Source organism: Micromonospora sp. URMC 103, assembly GCF_051386435.1.
Taxonomy (GTDB): domain Bacteria; phylum Actinomycetota; class Actinomycetes; order Mycobacteriales; family Micromonosporaceae; genus Micromonospora.
In genome coordinates this window covers 357,172-380,088 of record NZ_JBPQTR010000006.1, presented here as the reverse complement: position 1 = coordinate 380,088, position 22,917 = coordinate 357,172, and the positions used below count along the sequence as shown (strand labels likewise).

The window sequence follows — 22,917 nt, the reverse complement described above, 5'->3', positions numbered from 1 at the left end:
GCAGTCGCGTACGAGGACGGGACAGTGACCCAACCGGCCCTGTTCGGCACCGCGACGCCGGCGCCCCGGGTGGCCGACGCCGGGCCCCGGTACACCCCGGTGGAGCTGGCGCGGCTGCTGCGGCTGCCCGCGCCCACCCACGAGCAGGCCGCGATCATCGCGGCGCCGGTGGAGCCGCTGCTGGTCGTGGCGGGCGCCGGGTCCGGCAAGACCGAGACCATGGCCGCCCGGGTGGTGTGGCTGGTGGCCAACTCGTACGTCCGCCCCGAGCAGGTGCTCGGGCTCACCTTCACCCGCAAGGCCGCGGGGGAGCTGGCACACCGCGTCCGGACGCGGCTCGACCAGCTCATCCGCCGGCTCGGCCGGCGGGGGCGGGACCCGCTCGACGACCCGCTGGCCGGCGAGCCCACCATCGCCACCTACCACTCGTACGCGGGCCGCATCGTCACCGAGCACGGGCTGCGCGCGGGCTACGAGCCGTCCACCCGGCTGCTCACCGAGGCGTCCCGCTGGCAGCTGGTCGATCTGCTGGTGCGCAACTACGACGGCGACATGTCCGAGGTGGACCGGATGCCGAGCACCATCACGGACGCGGTGCTGGCGCTGGCCGGCGAGCTGGACGAGCACCTCGTCGACCCGGACGACCTGGCCGCGTGGACCGGCCGGTTCTTCGCGGAGGTGCAGGCCAACCCGGGCCGCGTCTACGCGGACGTGCGCAGGGCGCTCCAGCTCCAGCAGACCCGGCTGAGGTTGCTCCCGCTGGTGCGGGCGTACGCGCGGCGCAAGGAGGACTTCGAGGCGATGGACTTCGCCGACCAGCTCGCCCGGGCCGCCCGGGTGGCCCGGGACCATCCGGGGGTCGGCGCGATCGAGCGGGACCGCTACCGCGTGGTGCTGCTCGACGAGTACCAGGACACGAGCCACGCCCAGGTGGTGCTGCTCACGGCACTCTTCGGCGACGGGCACCCGGTGACCGCGGTGGGCGACCCGTGCCAGTCCATCTACGGCTGGCGGGGCGCCTCGGCCGGCACGCTGGACCGGTTTCCCGCCGAGTTCGCCCGGCCGGACGGCACGCCCGCGCCCGCGCTCGGCCTCACCACGAGCTGGCGCAACCGTCCGGAGATCCTCGCGGTGGCTAACGCGCTGGCCGCGCCGCTGCGAGCGGCGGGCGCCCGGGTGCCCGAGCTGCGCGCCGCGCTGAGCGTGCGCGAGCCGATCCCGCACCGCAGCCCCCGCGGCGCGGCCGCCGGCACCGTCCACTGCGCCCTGCTCGAGACGTACGCCGACGAGGCGGCCTGGATCGCCGACAGCGTGCTGTCCGCCTGGCGGGGCGCGGCCCGGATGCCGGGCGCCCTGCCCGAGCACATCCCGGTCGCGCAACGGCCGACCACCGCCGTGCTGGTGCGGGTACGCAGCCAGATCCCGGCGATCGAGTCGGCGCTGCGTGAGCGGGGGCTCCCGGTCGACGTGGTCGGCCTGGGCGGCCTGCTCGACACCCCGGAGGTGCGGGACGTCGTCTGCACGCTGCGCGTGCTGGCCGATCCGACCGACGGCGCGGCGCTGCTGCGGCTGCTCACCGGCGCGCGCTGGCGGATCGGGCCGCGGGACCTGGTGGCGCTGCACCGCCGGGCGCGGGCCATCGCGGCCGGCCGGCGGCAGCTCGCCGGCGACGGCACCCCGGAGATCACCCCGGACCAGCTGGACGAGGCGACGTTGGTCGAGGCGTTGGCCGACCTCGGCCCGGCGCAGGCGTACTCGGCGGAGGGCTACGCGCGGCTGCGCGCGTACGGCCGCGAGCTGGCGTTGCTCCGCTACCGGCTCGACCAGTCCCTGCCGGACCTGATCGCGGACGTCGAGCGGACGATCGGCCTGGACGTGGAGGTGGCCGTGCGCGCCGGCCGGGACGGCGCGGGCGACGCGGGCCTCGCCCGGGGCCACCTGGACGCGCTCGGCGACGTGGCGGCCCGGTTCGGCGGTGAGACGCCCGGCGCCACGCTCTCGGCGTTCCTCTCCTTCCTCGCCGCCGCCGAGGACGAGGAGCGCGGCCTGACCCCGGGCGAGGTCGAGGTGGTCGAGGGCGCGGTGCAGGTGCTCACCGCGCACGCGGCGAAGGGCCTGGAGTGGGACGTGGTGGCGGTCGCCGGCCTGAGCCGCGGCGTGTGGCCCGGCCCGGTGCGCAACTCCGACCACTGGTTGGGCGGGCTCGGCGTGCTGCCGTTCCCGCTGCGTGGTGACGCCGACGGGCTGCCACGGCTGGATCTCGACGAGGTGACCGACCAGCGCGGGGTGGCCCGGGCGCTGGCCGACTTCACCGACGCCTGGCGGGCGCACGACGAGCGGGAGGAGCGGCGGCTCGCGTACGTGGCGGTGACCCGTCCGCGGCGGCTGCTGCTCTGCTCCGGGTACTGGTGGGGGGAGGGGACGAAGCGCCCCCGTGGCCCGTCGGTGTTCCTTCAGGAGGTGCAGGCCGCCTGCCTCGACGGAGGGCCGGGGCACCTGGTCGACGCGTGGGCGCCCGAGCCGGCGCCGGACGCGACCAACCCGACCACAGAGGTGGTGCTCCGGGCGGAGTGGCCGGCCGACCCGCTGGGCGCGCGCCGGCCGGCGCTGGGTGAGGCCGCCGCCCTGGTCCGGCGGTTCCTGGCCGACAGGCCGGACCCGGGGGGCGCGGCGTCCGAGTCGGCGGGGGAGGAGGCCGAGCCGGATCCCGGTGCGGACGACCTCGAGGCGGCGCGCTGGCGCCGGGAGGCGGACCTGCTGCTGGCCGAGCGCGCGGAGCTGACCCGCGCCTCCGGGGCGGTCGAGGTGGTGTTGCCCGACCACCTGACGGTCACGCAACTGGTGGCGCTGCGCCGCGACCCGGTGGCGCTGGCCCGGTCGCTGCGCCGCCCGCTCCCGAGCGAGCCGAGCCCGTACGCCCGGCGGGGCACGGCCTTCCACACCTGGCTGGAGCAGCGCTTCGGCGCCGACCGGCTGCTCGATGTGGACGAACTGCCCGGCGCGACCGACGCCGACGCGGCGCCGGACGAGGCTCTCGTGGAGCTCCAGGAGCGCTTCCTGGCCAGCGAGTGGGCCGATCGGACGCCGGTCGAGGTGGAGGTGCCGTTCGCCACGGTGATCGCCGGGGTGGTGGTGCGGGGCCGGATGGACGCGGTCTTCGCCCGTCCCGGTGGGCGGTTCGACGTGGTGGACTGGAAGACCGGCGGGCAGCCCGCCGGCGCCGCCGCGGAGGCCGCGGCCGTGCAGCTCGCCGTCTACCGGCTGGCCTGGGCGGAGCTTGCCGGGGTGCCGGTCGAGCAGGTGGGCGCCGCGTTCCACTACGTCCGTGACGGCGTCACCGTGCGGCCGGTGGACCTGCTCGACGTGGCCGGGCTGACCGAAATGATCGCCGCGCTGCCGGAGGGCGGGGATCACCGCGCCGATTCCGCCCGGGCGTGATAGATTTCGGGGCGTTGCAGTTTTGGTTCCCAGAGACTTCGTGTGCGCCTGGCGGATTGTGGCCCCAGGCGCTCTTTGTTGTGTCCGGAGTTCTCCGGGCGGGGCGACCAGAAGCGACAGGCGCGCCACGCAGTTCCGCGTGGGGCGCTCCTCTCGGGCCCGCAACAGGTGCGGGTCCGACGTTCCGTCAAGGAGACGAACAACATGGCAATCGGCACCGTCAAGTGGTTCAACGCTGACAAGGGCTTCGGCTTCATCACCCCGGACGACGGCGGCGCGGACGTCTTCGCCCACTTCTCGGCGATCCAGTCCTCCGGCTACCGGAGCCTGGACGAGAACCAGCGGGTGGAGTTCGAGGTGACCCAGGGCCAGAAGGGCCCGCAGGCCGCGAACATCCGCCCGCTCTGATCGTCGGGCGACAGCGCACCATCCACCGCGCCCTTCGGGCCCGGTGACGGGGGCCGGCCGCCGCACGCGGCCGGCCCCCGTACCCATTCGGTTCGTGCTTGTGACCACCGGCGGTTCGCCGAACCGGTGCAGCGCCGCCCGGCGCCTTCCTCGACACGTGCCGCCTCGAGGAAGGCTTCCCGTTGACCACCGTTCTTCCCTCCTTCGCTGATTCCGGCCTGGCTCCCCGCCTGCTGGCCGTGCTGTCGGCGCAGGGCATCACCGAACCGTTCCCGATCCAGTCGGCGACCCTCCCGGACTCGCTCGCCGGCCGGGACGTGCTGGGCCGGGGCCGCACCGGCTCCGGCAAGACACTCGCCTTCGGGCTTCCACTGCTGCACCGCACCGCCGGCCACCGGGCCCGCCCGGGCCGTCCGCTGGCGCTCGTGCTGGTGCCCACCCGTGAGCTGGCCCAGCAGGTGACGGCCGCCCTCACCCCGTACGCGCAGGCGGTCGGGTTGCGCTGCGCCAGCGTCGTCGGCGGCCTGTCGCTGCGGCGGCAGGCGGACGACCTGCGCGCGGGCGTCGAGGTGCTGGTGGCCACCCCTGGCCGGTTGCGTGACCTGATCGACCGTGGCGACGCCCGCCTCGACCAGGTCCGCACCACCGTGCTCGACGAGGCGGACCAGATGGCCGACATGGGGTTCCTGCCCCAGGTGACCTGGCTGCTGGAGCAGGTCGCACCGGACGGGCAGCGGATGCTCTTCTCGGCCACCCTGGACGGCGGCGTGGACCGGCTCGTCCGGCGCTTCCTGACCGACCCGGTGTCCCACTCGGTCGACCCGGGCACCGCCATGGTCACCGCGATGACGCACCACGTGGTGCACGTCGACCCGGCGGACAAGCCCGCCGCGGTGGCCCGGATCGCCGCCCGCGAGGGCCGCAGCATCCTGTTCCTGGGTACGAAGCACCGGGCCGACCGCCTGGCTCGCCAACTGCTCGCCAAGGGCGTGCGTGCCGCCGCGTTGCACGGGGGCAAGTCGCAGCCGCAGCGCACCCGGATCCTCGAGCAGTTCCGCACCGGGCAGGTGACCGCGCTGGTCGCCACGAACGTGGCGGCCCGGGGCATCCACGTCGACGGGCTGGACCTCGTGGTGAACGTGGACCCGCCCACCGAGGCCAAGGACTACCTGCACCGGGGCGGCCGTACGGCACGCGCCGGGGAGCCCGGCCGGGTGGTGACCCTGGTCCTGCCCGAGCAGCGCCGGGACGTGTCGCGCTTGATGGCGACCGCCGGGATCCGTCCGGAGTCCGTCGAGGTGCGTCCCGGCGACACCTCCCTGGCCCGGGTGACCGGTGCGCGCGAGCCGTCCGGCGAGCCGGTGACCATCGCGGCGCCGCCGGCGCCCGCGCCGGTCCGGGCCCCGGCCCGGGTGAGCGGCGCAGGCGGCCGGCCGGAAAGCGGGACGGCGCACCGCGCGTCGGGCCGCTCGCGCCGGCCTCGCCGGCCGCGCCACGCCTGAGGGCGTCGCCGCACGCCCGATCCCCGCTCCTGGGACGGCGGGAACGGTGTGGTGCTCGGGACCGGGGGCGGTGACGTTCGCCCTCGTCGTTGGGCGTGATGCCTCAGAGGCATATTTATGACGCTGAGGCATCGCCCTCGTCGCGGGACCACCCGCTCCCTCGTCCGTCGGCCGTTTCGGCGGCGGGCCTCTTCGGGCCGGTCGACTCCGAGCGGTTTCTGCGCGCGTCGGGCCCGACTGAGTCGGCAATCAGCGGCCGGTGCGTCGGGTGGGCGACTGTGCGGGTAGGTCCGCGTGGTCGAAGCTCCCCTGGGGACGACGCCGGGCGGGGGGCCCGGCGCGGAGGGGGCGACCATGGCGGGCGACCGGGGCTCGGGCGCCGCGACACGCGAGCTGCTCGCCGCGACACGCGAGCTGCTCGCCGCGACACGCGAGCTGCTCCTCGTGCTCGCGCTCGCGGCCGCCGGGCTCCTGCTCGCCGTGGTCGCGGCCTTCACGCCCTGGCACGCCACCGTGGCCGGAACCGCTCCCGCCGGCGTGGTGGATTTGCACGTCCCGGTGGACCCCGACTCGGCTCCGGGTGGCCTCCCGGTCGGCTGACCGGTAGGCCACCCGGAGCCCGCTCACACCGCGGTCGGCGTCAGCGGCCGGCCTGGTCCAGCACGCCCCACCGGCGCCGGATCGCCTTGTCGGCGGCGCCGAACGCGGCGTCCACCAGGAGACCGACCACCAGGATCACGATCATGATGGCCATCAGCCGTTCCGCGTCGGAGAAGTCGCGGGCGTACGTGAGCTGCGCGCCGATCGAGGTCCGCGCCGCGATGACCACGAGCAGCTCGCCGGCCATGAGGCTCCGCCAGGCGAAGGCCCAGCCCTGCTTGAGCCCGGCGACGATGGCCGGGAGCGCGGCCGGCGCGATGACGTACCGGTAGAGGCTCACCCCGCGGGCGCCCAGGTTGCGACCGGCCCGCAGCAGCAGCGGCGGCACGTAGTCCACGCCGTGGATGACCCCGTTCGCGATCGACGGCGCGGCGCCGAGCACCACCACGAAGAAGATCGCCTGCTCGCTGAGCTGGAACAGCAGGATCGCGAGTGGGAACCAGGCGATCGACGGCATGGTCTGCAACGCCGTGATCATCGACCCGATCGCGGCGCGCAGCACCCGCGACCGGGCCACCGCGAGGCCGAGCAGCAGCCCCACCGCTACCGCGGCGGCGAAGCCGACCACCGCCCGGCGGGCCGTGGTCGCGAGGCCGTCCCAGAGGGCGGCGCTGCCCACGTACCGGCCGAGGTCGGCGAGGACCGGGCCCGGGCCGGGCAGGGCCCACGGATCCTTCCAGCCGGTCCAGACCACGACCTGCCACAGGGCGAGCGCCAGGGCGAGCGCGGCCAGCTTCGGCCAGGTGGCCGCCCACAGGCGGCTCGCCCGGGACGCCTCCTTCTCCCGCCCGGCGATCTCCAACGCGTCCAGCCCGGAGATCTCCGCGTCGGTACGCGCCGCCGGGACGAGCGTGTCACTGGCCATGGCGGCCCACCTCCGTACGGAGTCGGTCGGTGACCTCGGCGGCGATGGCGGCCACCTCGGGGGCGTCGATCCGGCGGGGTCTCGGCACCTCGACCCGGGTCGAGTAGATGATCCGGCCGGGCCGGCTGGACAGCAGGATGATCCGGTCGGCCAGCCGGGCCGCCTCCCGGACGTTGTGCGTCACGAACAGGACGGTGAGCCGCCGTTCCGCCCAGATCCGTTCCAGCTCGTCGTGCAGGATGTCGCGGGTCATCGCGTCGAGCGCGCCGAACGGCTCGTCCATGAGCAGCACCGGTGTGTCGAGCGCCAGGGTGCGGGCCAGCGCGACCCGTTGCCGCATGCCGCCGGAGAGCTCGTGCGGTCGCTTGCGCCCGAAGTCGGCGAGGTGCACCGTCCGCAGCAGCTCGGCCACCCGTTCCCGGCGGTGCGCGCGGGGCAGCCCGCGCAGCTTGAGCGGCATCTCGACGTTGGCCTCGACGGTCAGCCACGGGAAGAGCGCCGGCTCCTGGAACATGAGGCCGGGGGTGGAGTCGCCGGCCAGGGCGATCCGCCCGCCGCTGGGCCGGTCCAGGCCGGCGACCAGGTTGAGCAAGGTGCTCTTGCCGCAGCCCGACGCGCCCACCAGGCAGACGAACTCGCCCGGCGCGACGTCGAGGGAGACCCCGTCCAGGGCGAGGACGGCGTTCGCACCGCGTCCGTACACCTTGGTCACGCCGGACAGCGCGACCGCGGCGGTCGCGCTGTCCGGCGTCGTCGTGGTCGACGTCATGGCTGGACGACCTCGGGCTTGCCCTGCGCCTTGAGTGTCTCGTTGAGGTACGAGAGGTCGTACAGGCCCTTGAGGTCCACCGGATCGGTCAGCCCGACGTCGACGGCGTGGTCGAGCCCCGCCGTGAGGGACGTGGGGAGCGGATCGTTGGTGAACGTCAGCGTCGGCCATGCCTGCTTGATCAGCTTGAGGTCGAGCGGCTTGCCGGTGATCTTGCCGATCGCGTCCGAGATCGCCTGCTGCGCCTCGTCGGGCTTGGCGTTGACGAAGTCGTTCGCCGCCACCTGGCCCTGGACGAGCCGGCGCACCACGTCCGGGTGTGCCTTGAGGAACGTGGTGCTGACCAGCAGATTGGTGATGACGAACTTCCCGTCCGGCCAGAGGTCGCGCTCGTCGACGAGCACCCTGCCGCCGGCGTTGACGAGCCGGGAGACGAACGGTTCGGGCACCCAGGCGCCGTCGATCGCGCCACTGCCGAACGTCTCCACCGTCTGCGCGTTCTCCTGCGGGACGATCGTGACGTCGCCGCCTCCCTCCTTGGTGGTGGTGAGCCCCTGCTGCTTGAGCCACCAGCGCACCGCCACGTCCTGCGTGTTGCCGAGCTGGGGCGTGGCGATCTTCTTGCCGCGCAGATCCTGCACGCCGGTGATGCCCGGCTTGACGACGAGCGCCACGCCACCCGAGGCCGCCCCGGAGACCACCCGGACGGCCTGGCCGTCGCTCTTGGAGAAGGCGTTCACCGTCGGGTTCGGACCGATGTACGTGGCGTCCAGCGCGCCGGAGAAGATCGCCTCGATGGCGGCCGGGCCGGCGTTGAACGTCTTCGGCTCCAGCTTCACGTCGCTGCCGAGCTTCTCGGCGAAGATGCCCTTCTCCACGCCGACCACGGCGGGCGCGTGGGTGATGTTCGGGAAGTAGCCGAGGCGCAGCGTCACCGGTCCGGAGCCACCGCCGGAGTCGCCGCCGTCGCCGCAGGCGGCGGTGCCCAGCGTCGCCGTGCCGAGCGCGGCGAGGGTGACCAGGGTGACCATGCGGCGACGTCTCATCGCTCATCCAATCCCGAGTTTTCCTACTTAGTTGATAGGAAGAGTGGGGCATGGGTCGGGTGCCGTCAAGGCCCACCCACATGGCGGGAGGTCGTCGCGGGCGACGGGGCCGGATGCGGCGGCTCAGGGAGGTCGCCGGTGACGAGGAGGACGACGCGCTAGGGTCGATCACGTGGCGGCGCGGAGATCGAGAATTCCAGCGACGAAGTATCCGGTCGAGCGGTTCACCCTCGACAACGGCCTGCGGGTGGTCCTCACCCCGGACCGCAGCGCCCCGGTCATCGGGGTGGCCGTGGTCTACGACGTCGGCATCCGGTCCGAACCCGAGGGGCGCACCGGCTTCGCCCACCTCTTCGAGCACCTGATGTTCCAGGGTTCCGAGAACCTGGAGAAGCTGGCCCACTTCCGGCACGTGCAGGGCGCCGGCGGCACCTTCAACGGCTCGACCCACCTCGACTACACCGACTACTTCGAGACCCTGCCGAGCAACGCGCTCGAGCGCGCGCTCTTCCTCGAGGCCGACCGGATGCGCGGTCCCCGCCTGACCGAGGAGAACCTGCGCAACCAGGTCGACGTGGTCAAGGAGGAGATCCGGGTCAACGTCCTCAACCGGCCGTACGGCGGCTTCCCCTGGCTGACGCTGCCGCCGGTCATGTTCGACACGTTCCCCAACGCGCACGACGGCTACGGCTCCTTCGACGACCTGGAGTCGGCCACCGTGGCCGACGCGACCGACTTCTTCCGGCGTTACTACGCGAGCGGCAACGCCGTGCTGGCGGTGAGCGGTGACATCGACGTGACCGAGGCCACCGCGTTGATCGAGCGGCACTTCGGGGACGTGCCGGCGCGCCCCGCGCCGGACCGGCCCGACTTCGCCGAGCCCGACCTGACCGCCGAGCGACGCACCTCGTACACCGACACGCTCGCCCCGCTCCCGGCGGTGGCCGGCGCCTGGCGCGTACCGGACCCGGTCACCGACTTCGCGGGCTACCTGCCGTACGTGGTGCTCGCCGAGGTGCTCACCGACGGCGACGCCTCGCGGCTCGTGGAGCGGCTCGTGCAGCGTGACCGGACGGTCACCAGCATGGGCGGCTACCTCGGCTTCATGGGCGACCCGTTCGACGTGCGGGACCCGACGGCGCTGCTGCTCCAGGCCCACCTGCCACCGGGCGGCGACGTGGACAAGGTGCTGCGCACCATCGACGAGGAGCTGGACCGGCTCGCCACCGACGGTCTCACCGAGGGCGAGCTGGCGCGTACGCAGGCGAGGATGGCCACCCACCTGCTGCGCGACACCGACGCCGTGCTCGGCCGGGCGCTGCGCATGGCGGTGCTGGAGCAGCAGCGCGGCGAGCCGGGCCTGCTCAACGACCTGCCGCGGCTGGTGGGCGAGGTCACCGAGGAGCAGGTGCGCGCCGCCGCCGCCACCCTGCGGCCGCAGCGCCGCGCGTCGATCGAGGTCATCGCCGGAGGTGCCCGGTGAGCGCGAGGAGTGAGCCGGGTTTGCGAGCCCCGCAGTCGCGAACGAAGGAGGGCCCGGTGAGCGCGAGGAGTGAGCCGGGTTTGCGAGCCCCGCAGTCGCGAACGAAGGAGGTCCAGTGACGGCAACTGTCTCGCCGGGGCCGCGGACGCTGCCGCCGCTCGGTCCGACCCGCAAGCTCAAGCTGCCGAAGCAGGCCGAGCGCACGCTCGGCAACGGCCTCACCGTGATCGCCGTACGCCGGCCGGCCGTGCCGTTGGTCGAGCTGCGGCTCTGGGTGCCGTTCGGCCGGGCGCACCTGGCCCGCGGCGGGATGCTCTCGCAGACCCTGCTCTCCGGCACGTCGACCATGACGAGCGTGCAGATCGCCGCCGAGCTGCAGAAGGTCGGCGGCGGGCTTTCCGCCGGGGTCGACCCCGACCGGCTCATGCTCTCGGGCGCCAGCCTCGTCACCGGGCTCGACCGGATGCTGGAGATCCTCGCCGAGGTGCTGACCGGGGCCACCTACCCGAACGAGGAGGTCGCCACCGAACGGGACCGGTTGATCGACCGGATTCAGGTGGCGCAGAGCCAACCCGCGCACCTGGCGCGCGTCGCGCTGCTCAAGCGCGTCTACGGCCGGCACCCGTACGCGGTGCAGACGCCGGAGCCGGACGAGGTCCGCGCGGTCCGTCCCGCCGCGCTGCGCCGCCTGCACGCCGAGCGGGTGCACCCCGCCGACTCGGTGCTCGTGCTGGTCGGCGACGTGCAGCCGGAACGCGCGCTGGACGCCGCCGAGAAGGCGCTCGACGGCTGGACGGGCGCCGGTCGTACGGTCGACCTGCCGCCCGCGCCGCCGCTGGAGCCCGGCCCGCTGCTGCTGGTCGACCGGCCGGGCTCGGTGCAGTCGTCGCTGCGCGTGGCGATGCCGGCGGTGCCCCGCACCCATCCCGACCACGCGGCCCTGCAACTGGCCAACCTCGTGTTCGGCGGCTACTTCTCGTCCCGTTGGGTGGAGAACATCCGGGAGGACAAGGGCTACACGTACGGCCCGCACTCGCTCATCGAGCACGCGGTGGCCGGGTCGGTGCTCGTGGCCGCCGCCGAGGTGGCCACGGAGGTGACCGGTCCGGCGCTGTTGGAGACGACGTACGAGCTGGGCCGGCTGGCGTCGCTGCCGCCGAAGGAGGACGAGCTGGAGCAGGCGCGCCAGTACGCGCTCGGCACCCTCCAGCTGGGTATGTCCACCCAGGCCGGCCTGGCCGCCCTGGTCAGCGCGTACGCGGGCAGCGGGCTGCGGCTCGACTTCCTGGCCGAGCACGCGGCCCGGCTCGCCAAGGCCACGGTGGCCGATGTCGCCGAGGCGGCGGCCCGCTACCTCGCGCCGGCGAACGCGGTGACCGTGGTGCTGGGCGACGCCGAGCGGATCGCCCCGTCGCTGGCCGCGTTGACTCCGATCGAGACGGCATGAACGGGCGCGGAGCGCGGCCGGCCGGCGCCGACCGGCGGGAGGCGGGGGCGTGAGCGGCGAGATCGCCCCGCCGCTGGCGCGTTCCACGCTGGACCGCGCGGCGCACCGGCGCACCGACCCGGTGTGGCTCGGCGAGGCGTGGTTGCGTGGCCGTGTGCTGGTGCTGGACTCGTCGGCGGGCGGCCGGACGCTCGTGCGTACCGACGTGAGCCCGCCGGCCCTGGTCCTGCTCGGCGCCGGTGACCTTCCGGCGGGCAGTGAGGCGGGCGCGATGTTCCTCGGTGTGGAGCCGGACGGGGTGCCGGTCTTCGCCGTCGACGTCGTGCTGCCGGAGCTTCCCGGCACTCGGGCGGCCGGCCTGCGCGACGTGGGCCACCTGCTCAGCGACCGGGACGCCGGCCTCTTCACCACGGCGCTCGCGCTGCTCAACTGGCACGTGCGGCACGGCTACTCGTCGGCCACCGGCGCGCCCACGGAGATGGACGAGGCCGGTTGGTCCCGGGTCGACCGCGACGGGGACCGGATCTGGCCGCGTACGGATCCCGCGATGATCGTGCTGGTGCACGACGGCGTGCCCGGCCTGGAGGGCCGGTGCCTGCTGGGCAACAACGCGACCTGGCCGAGCACGCCGGGCGAGCGGCGTTTCTCCTGTCTGGCCGGTTATGTGGAGCCGGGGGAGTCGGCCGAGGCGGCCGTGCTGCGGGAGGTCCGCGAGGAGGTCGGCGTCGGGGTCGAGGCGATCACGTACGTGGGCAGTCAGGCGTGGCCGTTTCCCGGTTCCCTGATGCTGGGCTTCCTCGCCACGGCCGACCCGGAGGACCCGGTGCGGCTCGACCCCGCCGAGATCGCGTACGCCCGGTGGTTCACCCGCGCGGAGATCGGCGCGGCGCTGGCCGGGCGGACGGTGGACGTGGGCGGCGGCGCCCGACTGGTGCTGCCGCCGCCGGCGTCGATCGCGCTGTTCCTGATCCACAAGTGGCTCGACGGCTGGGTGGACGCCGGGCGCTGAGCGGGATGCGGTCCCGACCCGTGACCGCCGTTGCCGCGGCGGTCACGGGCCGGGAACACGGGCCGTCGTGGTCGGTGGGCGAGGAACACGGCGGGGGAGCCGGTCGGCCACGACGGACGTCGTTTTCAGGTGACGCCGGGCCGGTGCGCCCGGAGGGGGCCGCCGTCGCGCAGGGGCAGCACCTTGACGCGTTGCCGGCCGGCGCGGACGGCGCCCACGGTGGACAGCGCGCGGGCCAGCAGCAGGGCGGCGTCCCGGTCCTCGGCGTGCACGATCTGCCGGCGCTGTTCCGGTGCGGTCGTCTCGTCGCGCAGCCGGTGCCCGCCGGCCCAGGCCGCGGCGATGTCCCCGTCGGCGACGGCGCGGATGTCGGTGCGAACGATCAGGAACCGCATGGGCGTCTCCGGATGAACAGCGACTGGTGACCCGGTGTGGAAATTCCACGTCACTCAGTCGTCACTTTACGCCGCGCCTTCGTCTCAGCAAGTGAAACGCCACTATCGGTTTTCAGCCTCGTCCGATCAGCGGATGCCTGGTCAGCGACCGGTCTGATCGGACGCGCGAACGGGGCCGCCGGCATCGCCGACGGCCCCGCCCCGAACACGCGGATCAGTTCCGATCGAACTGTCCCTCCTTCGCGCCCGCGATGAAACCGAGCCAGCCGGCCCGGTTGAACAACAGCACCGGACCGCGCTGGTCCTTGCTGTCGCGCAGCGCGACCGCGGCCGGGCCGTTGCCCAGCGGGGCGACCTCCACGCAGTTGGAGGTCTGGCTGCGGGTGCTCTTGCGCCACGGGGCGCCCGTCAGATGCTCGGCGGTGACGGACCGGGTGTTGCGGATCTCGTTCATGGTTCTGCTCCATTCGAACCGCTCCGATGGGACGAGTGGTGCCGCACGCCCGGACGGAGGGTCCCCCGTGGATCACCGTTCCGTCAGCCGCCCCGGATGCCGGCGGCGTTGGGTCGGCGCCGTTGCCGGCCCGTACGCCACTGTGGACGGGTTCGCCGTCCCGGTCAGCCGTCCCGTCGCCTCGATCAGCCAGGAGAGCGTGTCCGAGGCGGGAAGTGCCGCCGTGCATAGCCACTCGAACACCACTTTATAGCGATTTAGGGTTTTTGCCTCGGTCGACATGACGTCGGTGAAGCCCCCTTCGATGGCGACCGTCTCCGGATCGAGAGGATCGGCGAACCGGTAGACGGAGAACGCGGTCGGCGGCAGGTACCAGTCGCCGATCGGGGTGTCGCGCGGCAGCACGTGCAGGGTCACGTTCGGCAGCAGGGCCAGCTCGCAGAGCTGGGCGAGTTGCTCGTGGAGCACGTCCGGCGGGCCGGCCCGGTGGCCGAGCGCCGCCTCCTCGATCACCGCCGTGTAGCGGGGCGCGTCCGGCTCCCGGGTCAACAGCCCCTGCCGCGCCAGCCGGGCCTGCACCTCGACCTCCGGCTCCTCGGTGGGTTCCGGGTCGCCGGCGCGCTCGGCGACCCGACGGGCCGAGACGATCCGGACGCTGGCGTAGCCCGGGGTCTGCAACAGCCCGGGGACCAGCACCGGGTTGTACTCCGAGATCGCCGCGCAGCCCGCCTCCAGCTCGGCCCAGCTGCGCTGCTGCTGGGTCATCACCGGAAAGTTCTTCAGCCACCCACGCATGTCGCCCGCCTCCTGGGTGATGCCGAGGAGGTCGGCGCGCAGCGCCGCGTCGGCGCCGTAGAGGTCGAGCAGGGCGCGCACGTCCTCCGGGTCCGGCCGGCTGCGGCCGTTCTCCAGACGGGAGAGTTTGGACGCGGAGGCCCAGCCGATCCGCTCGATGACCTGGTCCCCGGTGAGACCCGCGGCCTCGCGGAGCCGGCGCAGCTCGGTGCCCAGCCTGCGCCGTCGCAGGATGGGGCTGGGTGAGGCAGGAGGCACAGTGTCCTCTTTCCCGTCGACCGCCGCGGACGCGACGGTAACTGTATGAAGTTCGCCCCCCACCGTCAGTATGGACGTCACGACCGGCGCCCGACGTTCCGCCCGGGGGCGTGTCTCGCAGAAAAGAGGACCGTGGAAGGCGCGGTCGCCGGACGACGCGTACGCGCCCGCCGCGCCACCGGAGACCGTGCCCGCCCCGCGCCGCCACCACCGCCCGCCGGAGGACCCATCCATGCGGACCGTCCTGCGCCGCCCCGAGTTCCGCCTGCTCTTCTGCGGGCTGCTGGCCAGCATGAGCGCGGAGTCGATCCTGCTGCTCGCGCTGGCCATCTGGGTCAAGGACCTCACCGGGTCGGACGGACTGGCCGGCGCCACCATCTTCGCGGTCATCGCACCGATGGCGCTGGCGCCGCTGGTGGGATGGTTCGTCGACCGCTGCCCGCGCCGGCCGTTCTTCGTCGCCGCCAACCTGGTGACCGCGCTGGTCGTCAGCCCGCTCTTTCTCGTGCGGGACCGGGGCGACGTGTGGATCGTCTACGCGGTGGCCGCCCTGTACGGGCTGTCCTACCTGGCTCTCAGCGCCGCGCTCAGCGGGCTGATCCGGCAGCTCGTGCCCGTGGAACTGCTGGCCGAGGCGAACGGTGTGCTGCAGACCGTACGCCAGGGGCTGCGCCTCGTCGGGCCGCTCGCCGGCGCCGGCCTCTACGCGGCGGTCGGCGGCGCGGCGCTGGCCGCGATCGGCGTGCTGGGCTTCCTGACCGCGGCCGCCGTGGTGGGGATGCTCCGTACGACGGAGGCCGTTCCGCCCGGAGCGGGACCGCGCTGGCCCCTCGACCTCGGCGCGGGCCTGCGGCACCTGGCCGGCGAGCCGGCGCTGCGCCGGGCCCTGCTCGGCTACGGCCTCGGCTCGCTGGTGATGGGCTTCACCGAGTCACTGATCTTCGCGTACGTCGACCAGGGGCTCCGCCGGGACGCCGCGTTCGTCGGCGTGCTCGTCACCGTGCAGGGCGTCGGCGGTCTGGTCGGCAGCCTCTGCTCACCCGGCGCGGTACGCCGTCTCGGCGAGGTCGGCACGTTGGCCACCGGGGTGGCCTTCTTCGGGCCGGCCGCGCTGGCGCTCGCGTATCCCGACCTGCGCCTCGGCGTCGCGGCGGTGCTGCTGGCCGGTTTCTCGCTCCCGCTGACCATGGTGGGGCTCCACACGCTCATCCAGCGGCGTACCCCGCCGGGGCTGCTCGGCCGGGTGGTGGCCGCCGCCGAGGCGGTGGTGAGCGGCCCGCAGGCGGTCTCGATCGGCGCCGGGGCGCTGTTGGTCGGCGTGCTCGACTACCGGCTGCTCTTCCTCGTGACCGGCGTGGCCACGCTGCTCGCCGGCGGCTACCTCTGGCGGGCCCGCCACCTCACGCGCCCGACCGCGCGCGCCGGCGTCCCGCCCCCGCGCGTCCCGGCGCCGCACCCGCCCCCGCGCGTTCCGTCCCCGCGCCGGCCCGATGATCATGAGATTACCGGCGCGACATGCCGGCAGCGGTGCCGCTGACCCCATGGTCGCCCGCGTCGGCGGGGTGGGTGGGTCGCGGACGCGAAAGAGGCGGCCGCCCGACGGGCGGCCGCCTCTCGCGGTGCTGTGGGACTCAGGCGGCGATGCTGTCCAGGTGCTGCTTGACCTGGGTGATGGACGGGTTGGTGAGCGCGCTGCCGTCGGCGAAGCGCAGCGTCGGGACGGTCTGGTTGCCGCCGTTCACGCTCATCACGAACTCCGCGGCCTGCGGGTCCTGCTCGATGTCGACCACCTCGTACCCGATGCCCTCCCGGTCCAGCTGCGACTTCAGCCGGTGGCAGTAGCCGCACCACGAGGTGGAATACATCGTCAGCATGGTCTCGTCCTCCAACCGTCCGCCCGGTGGCTTGCCGATCAAGCCGAGGCTAACCGCTGCAACGTCCGGGGTGGCTGCCAGAATTCCTGGCTGTGGTGGTTCACTCAGCGGCGGAGCGGGTGCTCGCCGGCCTGGATCCCGAGCAGCGCAGCGCGGTGACCGCGCCGGCCGGGCCGGTCTGCGTGCTTGCCGGCGCCGGCACCGGCAAGACCCGCGCCATCACCTCGCGGATCGCCCACCGCGCCCTCACCGGGGAGATCTCCCCCCGGCACGTGCTGGCGGTCACGTTCACGGCCCGGGCTGCCGCCGAGATGAGAAGTCGTCTCACGGTCCTCGGCGTGCCAGGCGTCCAGGCACGCACCTTCCACGCGGCGGCCCTGCGCCAGGTGCGCTACTTCGCCCCCCGGCTGCTCGACGGGCGGGCCATGCCGGAGCTGCTGGACAGCAAGGTCCGGCTCGTGACACTCGCCGCCGCGCGGGTCGGCCTGCGCACCGACCGCGCCGCGGCCCGCGACCTGGCCGGCGAGATCGAGTGGGCCAAGTCGTCGCTGGTCGAGCCGGGGGAGTACGTGGTGGCGGCAGCCAAGGCGCTGCGCGACACCCCGCACGAGCCCGCGAAGGTGGCCGAGGTCTTCGCGGCGTACGAGAAGATCAAACGCGGCAACGGTGTGATCGACTTCGAGGACATGCTCCGCGCCGCGGTCTGGGGCATCGAGGAGCACGCCGACGTCGCCGAGCAGGTGCGGGCGCAGTACCGGCACTTCGTCGTCGACGAGTACCAGGACGTGAACCCGCTCCAGCAGCGGCTGCTGGAAGCCTGGCTCGGCGGGCGCGACGACCTCACCGTGGTGGGCGACGCGAGCCAGACGATCTACTCGTTCACCGGGGCCACCTCGTCGTACCTCGTTGACTTCCCGCGCCGGCACCGCGCGGCCGTGGTCGTCCGGCTGGTGCGCGACTACCGCTCCACGCCGCAGGTCGTCGGGCTCGCCAACGCGGTGATCTCGCAGGCGCGGGGCACCGAGGCCCGGCTCCGTCTGGAGCTGCGGGGCCAGCGCCCGCCCGGCCCCGAGCCGGAGTTGCGGATCTTCACCGACGAGCCGGCGGAGGCCAACGCGGTGGCCGCCCGCGCCCGCGCGCTGGTCGACGCCGGCACCCCCGCCCGCGAGATCGCCGTGCTGTTCCGCACCAACGCCCAGTCCGAGGCGTACGAGAAGGCGCTCACCGAGGCCGAGGTGCCGTACGTGGTGCAGGGAGCCGAGCGCTTCTTCGAACGGGCCGAGGTGCGGCAGGCGATGGTCGCGCTGCGCGCCGCCACCCGCTCCCTCCCCGGGGACACCCCGCTGCCGGCCGCCGTCGTCGAGGCGCTCGCCGCGGTCGGCTGGGCGCCCGACGCCCCGCCGGCCGGTGGCGCCGCCCGGGAACGCTGGGAGGCCCTCGCCGCGCTGGTGCAGCTCGCCGAGGAGTACGCGGCCACCCCGACGGTGCTCCCCATCGGGGAGGCGGCGGCCGTCGAGCGGCCGGTGACACTCGGCGACTTCACCGACGAGCTGCACCGCCGGGCCAGCCAGCAGCACGTGCCGACGGTGGACGGGGTGACCCTCGCCTCGCTGCACGCGGCGAAGGGGCTGGAGTGGGACGCGGTGTTCCTGGTCGGGCTCTCCGAGGGCACCCTGCCCACGACGTACGCGAAGACCGTGGAGCAGGTCGAGGAGGAACGCCGGCTGCTCTACGTGGGGATCACCCGGGCCCGGGAGTGGCTCTGGCTGTCGTACGCCGTGGCGCGCTCCCCGGGCGGGCGGGCCCGGCGGCCGTCGCGTTTCCTGCCACAGCTGGACCGCTCGGGCGGCGGCGAGCGGGCCCGCGGCCCGGGCCCGACGGCCCGGCCGGAGCGCCGCCGTACGCAGATCGTCTCCTGCCGGATCTGCGGCGCGACCCTGCTCGCCGGTCCCGACCGGAAGCTCGGCCGCTGCGCGACCTGCCCCTCCGACATGGACGAGGAACTCCACGAGCGGCTCCGCGAGTGGCGCCGGCGGGTGGCCGGGGCGCAGAAGGTCCCCGCGTACGTGGTGTTCACCGACGCCACGCTGGTCGCGCTCGCCGAGCGGCGTCCCGGCCGCCCCGAGGAGCTGATCGCGATCGCCGGGATCGGACCACGCAAAGTGGGCCTCTACGGAGATTCCGTCCTGGCGCTGGTTTCGGGCGCGGCCGTCGAGGACGTCTGCCCGGAGAAAACTTTCGAAATCGAGTCGTAAATTCGTTTGCCCTCCCCGTGCGGCGAGGAATAGCCTCAGGACACACCTCGCGAGCGGCGCCATTCGGCCTGCTCACGGGGGGTAGGTCCAGTCGATTCGAGGAACGTGAGGGAGGTGGCACCCGTGAAGATCTTTACCTATGAGCGTCCGGCGGCGATGCCAGCTGCCTGCGCTCCGCTGTCGGCTGTCCGGGTGGCCCTTGCCGCCGCACGACCGTCGGTTCCGCAGGTGCACCAGGTCCAGGTTCAGGCCGAGCTGAACCTCACCGTCGCACCGATCGGAGTCGAGGGGACCAGTGGCTTCACGGGCATGGGCGTCGATGTCGCCAACAAGCGCACGGACGTCCGCGGTGTTCCACCTCGAGGTAGACCGGTCTGATCACCAGACCACCGGCTCACCTCGAGGCCGCGGAACCCGCACACCGGGATCCGCGGCCTCAGTTTTTTGTCCCGCCGAAGTAGTCGGAAGTAGCGATCCACGAAATCGAAGTGAGAGAGAGGTGACCGGGTGATGAGTCTGGCGTTGGCCTCGCTCGACGTGAACGTCGAGCTGGAGGCGAACCTGCCCTGCCGGAAGTTCGACCCCGACCTGTGGTTCTCCGACTCGCCCACCGAGCTCGAGCTGGCCAAGTCGCTCTGCGGGGACTGCCCGCTGCGCGTCGAGTGCCTCGCCGGCGCGGTGGAGCGTGCCGAGCCCTGGGGCGTCTGGGGTGGCGAGATCTTCGAGCGTGGCGCGGTCGTCCCGCGCAAGCGGCCCCGCGGCCGTCCGCGCAAGGAGGACGTCGCCCGCGACGCGGCCCTGCGGGTCGAGGCCGAGGCGCGTCTCGCGGCCAGTGGCCTGGCCCAGGGGCGTAACGCGGTCCGGCTGGCGGCCTGACATGAACCCGACCCGTCCCAACTACGCCGGTGCCACACCGGTGACGAGTGAGAACACCATGCTGCACGTCCCGAACGGAGTCATCGAGATGCAACTACTTCACGAAGCGTTGTCCAGGGCTCGAATGCGCCGGCCTCAGGCCGGACGCACCACGAGCACTGAGGCAACCCGATCCGCCCGCACCGTCGCCATGAACAGCCGTAACCAGTCGGCGCGCGAACTGGGCATTCTCTAGAAACACCCACCGAGGGGCGGGCGGCCGGTCTCCGGCCACCCGCCCCTCGGTGTGTCCGTCGAAGGACGCGTCGTCGCCGACGTGGGGACGCTCAGGCGACCGGCGCGAAGCCCGGCAGCCAGCGCTCCAGGATGCTCCGGTACGGCGCCTTCGCCTCGAGCTGGCAGAGCACCCCGATCGAGCCGAGGGTGACCCGGTGGATGAGCAGGTACGACGGGGGCAGGTTGAGCTGCCGGCCCAGCTGGTACGCGGGCGAGCGGGGGCTGGCCAGCCGGGCGGCCTCGCTGCGCAGCCAGGCGCGGGTGAACCGGAACTCGTCGGCGGCCACCGGCTCGAGCATGGGCCGGATGTAGTCCAGCACCGCCTGCCCGTCGATCGGATCGGTCTGGTTGAGGAAGCCCTCCTCACGAAGCCCGTTCACCACACCCTCCGCGTCGCCGCGCAGGGCCAGGCCGGCCAGCCGGCCGATCGGCTCGGGCGTGCCCTCGGGCATCCGGGCCACGGCGCCGAAGTCGATGACGCCGAGCCGGCCGTCCGGCAGCAGCCGGAAGTTGCCGGGGTGCGGGTCGGCGTGCAGGAGCCCGGCCCGCATGGGCGCGGAGAGGTGCAGGGTGGCCATGAGGCGACCCGCCTCGTCCCGCTGCTCCTCGGTGCCCTCCCGGATGATGTCGGCCAGCGGGGTGCCCTCGACCCACTCGGTGACGAGCACGCGGGGCGCGGACGAGACGACCGCCGGGATGTAGATCTCCGGGTCGTCGGCGTACGCGGCCGCGAAAGCCCGCTGGGACTCGGCCTCCAGCTCGTAGTCGAGCTCCTCGGTGATGCGTTCGCGCAGCTCGACGAGGAGCGGCTTGACGTCCAGCCCGGGCTGGATCGCCCGCAGCATCCCGCCGAGCCGGGAGAGCTGCTTCAGGTCGGAGAGCAGGGCGTCCCCGGCACCCGGATACTGGATCTTGACGGCCACGTCCCGGTTGTGGGGCGCACCCGACGGCCCGTACCCCGGATCCCGCCAGACCGCGCGGTGCACCTGCCCGATGCTGGCCGCCGCGGCCGGACGGTCGTCGAACTCGACGAAGCGGTCCCGCCAGTCCGGGCCGAGCTGCTCGGTGAGCACCTTGTGCACGCTCGCCACGGGCAGCGGCGGCGCCGCCTCCTGGAGCTTCGTGAGCGCCTGCCGGTAGGGCGCGGCGATCTCCTCCGGCAGCGCCGCCTCGAACACCGACAGCGCCTGCCCGAACTTCATGGCACCGCCCTTGAGCTGGCCCAGGACGCTGAAGAGCTGTTCGGCGGTGCGCTGCTGGATCTCCGCCGAGATCACGTCGGAGGCGAGCCCGGTGACGCGCTTTCCCATGCCGAGGACGGTGCGCCCGGCGAAGCCGAGCGGCAGTGAAGCGAGCTTGGCGGTCCGGGACACGGCCCGGCGCGGGATGTCGGTCACCCGGTCATTGTTACCGACTCGGCGGGCTCGCGGCTGCTGAGCGCCCCCGGCGACCGTCGTTCGGTCCGGACGCCCGGGCGCACAACGGGCGTCAGGGGACAGGTTCCGTTGATTCTTTCCGGCGAGTCGGGTCACCGGCCGCGCCGGAAGCAGCCGCAGGACGGGTGCGGCGGCCAGCCACGACGGCGGAACCGGCCGGGGCCGTCGATCTCCACCGCGGCACCGAGCGTCTCGGGGGCGCCCCCGTCGAGCTGGGCCAGCGCCTCGGCGACGGCGTACCCGGCCGCGGCGAGCAGGGTCGCCGCGGCGCCCGCGGGAGCCGGCTCCCCGGCGGCGAGTTGGGCGGCGAGCCGGGGCCAGTCCGGGTCGCGGTCGGCGCGGTGCAGGTCGACGCAGTGGAGACAGGGACCGACGGGAGGCCGCACCATCGGCCCGATGACCGGCACACCCTCCCGCACGGTGACCAGCAGGTGTGGCTGGCGCCGCTGGGCGTGGCCGGCGGCCACCAGCGCCGCGGGCCGGTCGGTGCCGACCTGCACCACCAGGTCGGCACGGATCCGCCCGTGCGGCACCCCGGCGCCGGGGGCGGCGCGGGCGATGGCGTCCCGCACGGCGGCGGTGAGCGGACGTCCGAGGTCCGCTGCCGGGATGCCGGTGCCCACCAGATCGGTCGGGCGTACGGGACCGGCGAGGCTCGTGGTGACCTGGCCCACTCCGGCCTGGGCGAGCGCCACGGCGACCGCCGCGCCCAGCGGGCCGGGCCCGGTCACCAGCACCCGCGCGGCTCGCCGCCGGCGCAGCACCTGCGCCGGACTGGCGGGCAACGCGGCGGCGGCGAGGGCGAGCGCGCCGGCCTCCGCGGCGAGCCGGGCCCGGGTCGGCCCGGCGAGGTCGCGCGGCAGCAGCGAGTGCCCGGCCACGAGCAGGCCCGCGGCGCGCAGGGCGTCGAGCAGCGTACGGGCCTGGTCGGCGCCGACGTCGGTGGCGACCGGGTGCGTCAGCACGCCGCGTTCGCTGCGCGTGCCGTCGAGCAGGTCGAGCAGCCGGGCGGCGCGCGGGTCGGCGATCTCGAGCAGGACGGCCCGGCCCGGCCCGACGCCGAGCTGGAGCGTGTGCCGGTCACGCCAGAGCCGGGTGAGGCCCGGCAGCAACGTGGGGCGGGGAAGGACGGCGCGGCTCATGACGACGAATCGTGACCGAGTCCCTGCGCTGCGTCGATCGTTGTCCACAGGTGCGGACGCCTCTGTCCAGGGCTGTCCACAGGATCTCCCGGGTTATCCACAGCCCCTGGCGTCGCCTGTCGGACAGCCGACAGGCTGCGCCCCGGGTGCGACGACGGGGAGGGGCGGCCCGTCCGAGCCACCCCTCCCCGTCGTCGTGGTCGGGTCAGACCTTGGCCTTGCCCAGGATGCGGTTCACTGTTGTGCCGCACACCGGACACTTGCCCTTGGCCATGTTCATCCCGGTCTTCGAGACCTCGATGTGCCCCTCGAAGTCCCGCTTCTCCTTGCACTTGACGCAGTAACCGTTGTAGGTCTGGGCCTGGTCGGCCACGGTGCCCTCCTCGTCTCGTCCGCCGGTCGATACCGTCCCGGCGGGGTTCCCGGCGGCGGGCCACACGGGGCCCCGGCGCTCGGGTCTAACTCCTACGGCCACTCGCGTGACCGCTGGTCCGCGGACCCTACCCAGGTGCGGGCGGTTCCATGTCAG

General features: G+C 73.9%; 21 protein-coding genes. 11 read left to right on the top strand and 10 right to left on the bottom strand.

Going from position 1 to position 22,917, the window contains the following annotated elements; genetic code table 11:
• The first annotated feature begins 24 nt into the window (after window positions 1-24).
• The 4 genes from ACSNOA_RS28005 (at window position 25) to ACSNOA_RS27990 (ending at window position 5,948) form a co-directional block, all read left to right on the top strand.
• Window positions 25-3,438, top strand: coding sequence for an ATP-dependent helicase (locus ACSNOA_RS28005; RefSeq protein ID WP_436662777.1), 3,414 nt, complete (start codon window positions 25-27; stop codon window positions 3,436-3,438).
• Window positions 3,439-3,642: 204 nt separating this feature from the next.
• Window positions 3,643-3,846, top strand: coding sequence for a transcription antiterminator/RNA stability regulator CspE (gene cspE / locus ACSNOA_RS28000; protein WP_076466503.1), 204 nt, complete (start codon window positions 3,643-3,645; stop codon window positions 3,844-3,846).
• A gap of 182 nt (window positions 3,847-4,028) precedes the next feature.
• Window positions 4,029-5,348 carry a DEAD/DEAH box helicase gene (locus tag ACSNOA_RS27995; protein ID WP_436662776.1) on the top strand — a complete coding sequence of 440 codons (1,320 nt, stop codon included), beginning with the start codon at window positions 4,029-4,031 and terminating at the stop codon, window positions 5,346-5,348.
• A 354-nt stretch (window positions 5,349-5,702) separates the two neighbouring features.
• Entirely contained in the window at window positions 5,703-5,948 is a 246-nt protein-coding gene (locus ACSNOA_RS27990; RefSeq protein ID WP_436662775.1) for a hypothetical protein, read from the top strand.
• 40 nt (window positions 5,949-5,988) lie between these two features.
• On the opposite strand, the gene ACSNOA_RS27985 is transcribed toward ACSNOA_RS27990, so the two are convergent.
• Genes ACSNOA_RS27985 through ACSNOA_RS27975 form a run of 3 tightly spaced genes read right to left on the bottom strand, consistent with a single transcriptional unit; the run spans window position 5,989 to window position 8,688 of the window.
• Window positions 5,989-6,873 (bottom strand): ABC transporter permease, encoded by an 885-nt coding sequence (locus ACSNOA_RS27985; protein WP_436662774.1) that lies wholly within the window; start codon window positions 6,871-6,873, stop codon window positions 5,989-5,991.
• Entirely contained in the window at window positions 6,863-7,642 is a 780-nt protein-coding gene (locus ACSNOA_RS27980; protein ID WP_436662773.1) for an ABC transporter ATP-binding protein, read from the bottom strand. Before ACSNOA_RS27980 ends, ACSNOA_RS27985 begins: the two co-directional genes overlap by 11 nt.
• Window positions 7,639-8,688, bottom strand: coding sequence for an ABC transporter substrate-binding protein (locus ACSNOA_RS27975; protein ID WP_436662772.1), 1,050 nt, complete (start codon window positions 8,686-8,688; stop codon window positions 7,639-7,641). The genes ACSNOA_RS27980 and ACSNOA_RS27975 overlap by 4 nt, the downstream gene beginning before the upstream one ends.
• Window positions 8,689-8,860: 172 nt before the next feature.
• On the opposite strand from ACSNOA_RS27975, the gene ACSNOA_RS27970 reads away from it, so the two are divergent.
• The 3 genes from ACSNOA_RS27970 to nudC all read left to right on the top strand — a co-directional run bounded on the left by ACSNOA_RS27970 (window position 8,861) and on the right by nudC (window position 12,627).
• The gene (locus tag ACSNOA_RS27970) at window positions 8,861-10,171 is read left to right on the top strand and encodes a M16 family metallopeptidase (RefSeq protein ID WP_436662771.1); all 1,311 of its coding nucleotides are present in this window, start codon (window positions 8,861-8,863) and stop codon (window positions 10,169-10,171) included.
• Between the two features lie 115 nt (window positions 10,172-10,286).
• Window positions 10,287-11,618 (top strand): M16 family metallopeptidase, encoded by a 1,332-nt coding sequence (locus ACSNOA_RS27965; protein WP_436662770.1) that lies wholly within the window; start codon window positions 10,287-10,289, stop codon window positions 11,616-11,618.
• Window positions 11,619-11,667: 49 nt separating this feature from the next.
• A complete protein-coding gene (gene nudC / locus ACSNOA_RS27960) occupies window positions 11,668-12,627 on the top strand; it encodes an NAD(+) diphosphatase (protein ID WP_436662769.1) in 960 nt (319 codons plus the stop codon).
• Between the two features lie 125 nt (window positions 12,628-12,752).
• Here the strand turns inward: nudC and ACSNOA_RS27955 are convergent, their stop codons facing one another.
• The 3 genes from ACSNOA_RS27955 to ACSNOA_RS27945 form a co-directional block, all read right to left on the bottom strand.
• Window positions 12,753-13,022: a hypothetical protein gene (locus ACSNOA_RS27955; RefSeq protein WP_436662768.1), complete on the bottom strand. Its 270-nt coding sequence runs from the start codon at window positions 13,020-13,022 to the stop codon at window positions 12,753-12,755.
• Between the two features lie 214 nt (window positions 13,023-13,236).
• Window positions 13,237-13,476, bottom strand: coding sequence for a DUF397 domain-containing protein (locus tag ACSNOA_RS27950; protein WP_436662767.1), 240 nt, complete (start codon window positions 13,474-13,476; stop codon window positions 13,237-13,239).
• A gap of 72 nt (window positions 13,477-13,548) precedes the next feature.
• On the bottom strand, window positions 13,549-14,529 hold the full coding sequence (locus tag ACSNOA_RS27945) for a helix-turn-helix domain-containing protein (RefSeq protein WP_436662766.1): 981 nt from the start codon (window positions 14,527-14,529) through the stop codon (window positions 13,549-13,551).
• 232 nt (window positions 14,530-14,761) lie between these two features.
• Here ACSNOA_RS27945 and ACSNOA_RS27940 point away from each other — a divergent pair, with 232 nt between their 5' ends.
• Window positions 14,762-16,066, top strand: coding sequence for an MFS transporter (locus ACSNOA_RS27940; protein ID WP_436662765.1), 1,305 nt, complete (start codon window positions 14,762-14,764; stop codon window positions 16,064-16,066).
• 94 nt (window positions 16,067-16,160) lie between these two features.
• Here the strand turns inward: ACSNOA_RS27940 and ACSNOA_RS27935 are convergent, their stop codons facing one another.
• Complete coding sequence (locus tag ACSNOA_RS27935; RefSeq protein ID WP_436662764.1) at window positions 16,161-16,403, bottom strand: mycoredoxin; 243 nt, start codon at window positions 16,401-16,403, stop codon at window positions 16,161-16,163.
• Between the two features lie 92 nt (window positions 16,404-16,495).
• On the opposite strand from ACSNOA_RS27935, the gene ACSNOA_RS27930 reads away from it, so the two are divergent.
• From ACSNOA_RS27930 to ACSNOA_RS27920, 3 genes are all read left to right on the top strand, one after another.
• On the top strand, window positions 16,496-18,658 hold the full coding sequence (locus tag ACSNOA_RS27930; RefSeq protein ID WP_436662763.1) for an ATP-dependent DNA helicase UvrD2: 2,163 nt from the start codon (window positions 16,496-16,498) through the stop codon (window positions 18,656-18,658).
• Window positions 18,659-18,781: 123 nt separating this feature from the next.
• Window positions 18,782-19,036, top strand: a complete 255-nt coding sequence (locus tag ACSNOA_RS27925) for a hypothetical protein (protein ID WP_436662762.1) — start codon at window positions 18,782-18,784, stop codon at window positions 19,034-19,036.
• A 132-nt stretch (window positions 19,037-19,168) separates the two neighbouring features.
• Window positions 19,169-19,534, top strand: coding sequence for a WhiB family transcriptional regulator (locus ACSNOA_RS27920; protein WP_436662761.1), 366 nt, complete (start codon window positions 19,169-19,171; stop codon window positions 19,532-19,534).
• A gap of 326 nt (window positions 19,535-19,860) precedes the next feature.
• Here ACSNOA_RS27920 and ACSNOA_RS27915 read toward each other — a convergent pair whose 3' ends face one another.
• The 3 genes from ACSNOA_RS27915 to ACSNOA_RS27905 all read right to left on the bottom strand — a co-directional run bounded on the left by ACSNOA_RS27915 (window position 19,861) and on the right by ACSNOA_RS27905 (window position 22,761).
• Window positions 19,861-21,207: an ABC1 kinase family protein gene (locus ACSNOA_RS27915; RefSeq protein ID WP_436662760.1), complete on the bottom strand. Its 1,347-nt coding sequence runs from the start codon at window positions 21,205-21,207 to the stop codon at window positions 19,861-19,863.
• Window positions 21,208-21,338: 131 nt separating this feature from the next.
• A complete protein-coding gene (locus ACSNOA_RS27910) occupies window positions 21,339-22,388 on the bottom strand; it encodes a TOMM precursor leader peptide-binding protein (protein WP_436662759.1) in 1,050 nt (349 codons plus the stop codon).
• A 205-nt stretch (window positions 22,389-22,593) separates the two neighbouring features.
• Complete coding sequence (locus ACSNOA_RS27905; RefSeq protein WP_007072829.1) at window positions 22,594-22,761, bottom strand: DUF5679 domain-containing protein; 168 nt, start codon at window positions 22,759-22,761, stop codon at window positions 22,594-22,596.
• Window positions 22,762-22,917: the final 156 nt, after the last annotated feature.

Excerpts from the sequence above, each read along its gene's own strand:
- cspE (WP_076466503.1), top strand. The coding sequence starts at position 3,643 with ATGGCAATCGGCACCGTCAAGTGGTTCAACGCTGACAAGGGCTTCGGC.
- ACSNOA_RS27990 (WP_436662775.1), top strand. The coding sequence starts at position 5,703 with ATGGCGGGCGACCGGGGCTCGGGCGCCGCGACACGCGAGCTGCTCGCC.
- ACSNOA_RS27985 (WP_436662774.1), bottom strand. The coding sequence starts at position 6,873 with ATGGCCAGTGACACGCTCGTCCCGGCGGCGCGTACCGACGCGGAGATC.
- ACSNOA_RS27980 (WP_436662773.1), bottom strand. The coding sequence starts at position 7,642 with ATGACGTCGACCACGACGACGCCGGACAGCGCGACCGCCGCGGTCGCG.
- ACSNOA_RS27975 (WP_436662772.1), bottom strand. The coding sequence starts at position 8,688 with ATGAGACGTCGCCGCATGGTCACCCTGGTCACCCTCGCCGCGCTCGGC.
- ACSNOA_RS27955 (WP_436662768.1), bottom strand. The coding sequence starts at position 13,022 with ATGCGGTTCCTGATCGTTCGCACCGACATCCGCGCCGTCGCCGACGGG.
- ACSNOA_RS27950 (WP_436662767.1), bottom strand. The coding sequence starts at position 13,476 with ATGAACGAGATCCGCAACACCCGGTCCGTCACCGCCGAGCATCTGACG.
- ACSNOA_RS27940 (WP_436662765.1), top strand. The coding sequence starts at position 14,762 with ATGCGGACCGTCCTGCGCCGCCCCGAGTTCCGCCTGCTCTTCTGCGGG.
- ACSNOA_RS27935 (WP_436662764.1), bottom strand. The coding sequence starts at position 16,403 with ATGCTGACGATGTATTCCACCTCGTGGTGCGGCTACTGCCACCGGCTG.
- ACSNOA_RS27920 (WP_436662761.1), top strand. The coding sequence starts at position 19,169 with ATGAGTCTGGCGTTGGCCTCGCTCGACGTGAACGTCGAGCTGGAGGCG.
- ACSNOA_RS27910 (WP_436662759.1), bottom strand. The coding sequence starts at position 22,388 with ATGAGCCGCGCCGTCCTTCCCCGCCCCACGTTGCTGCCGGGCCTCACC.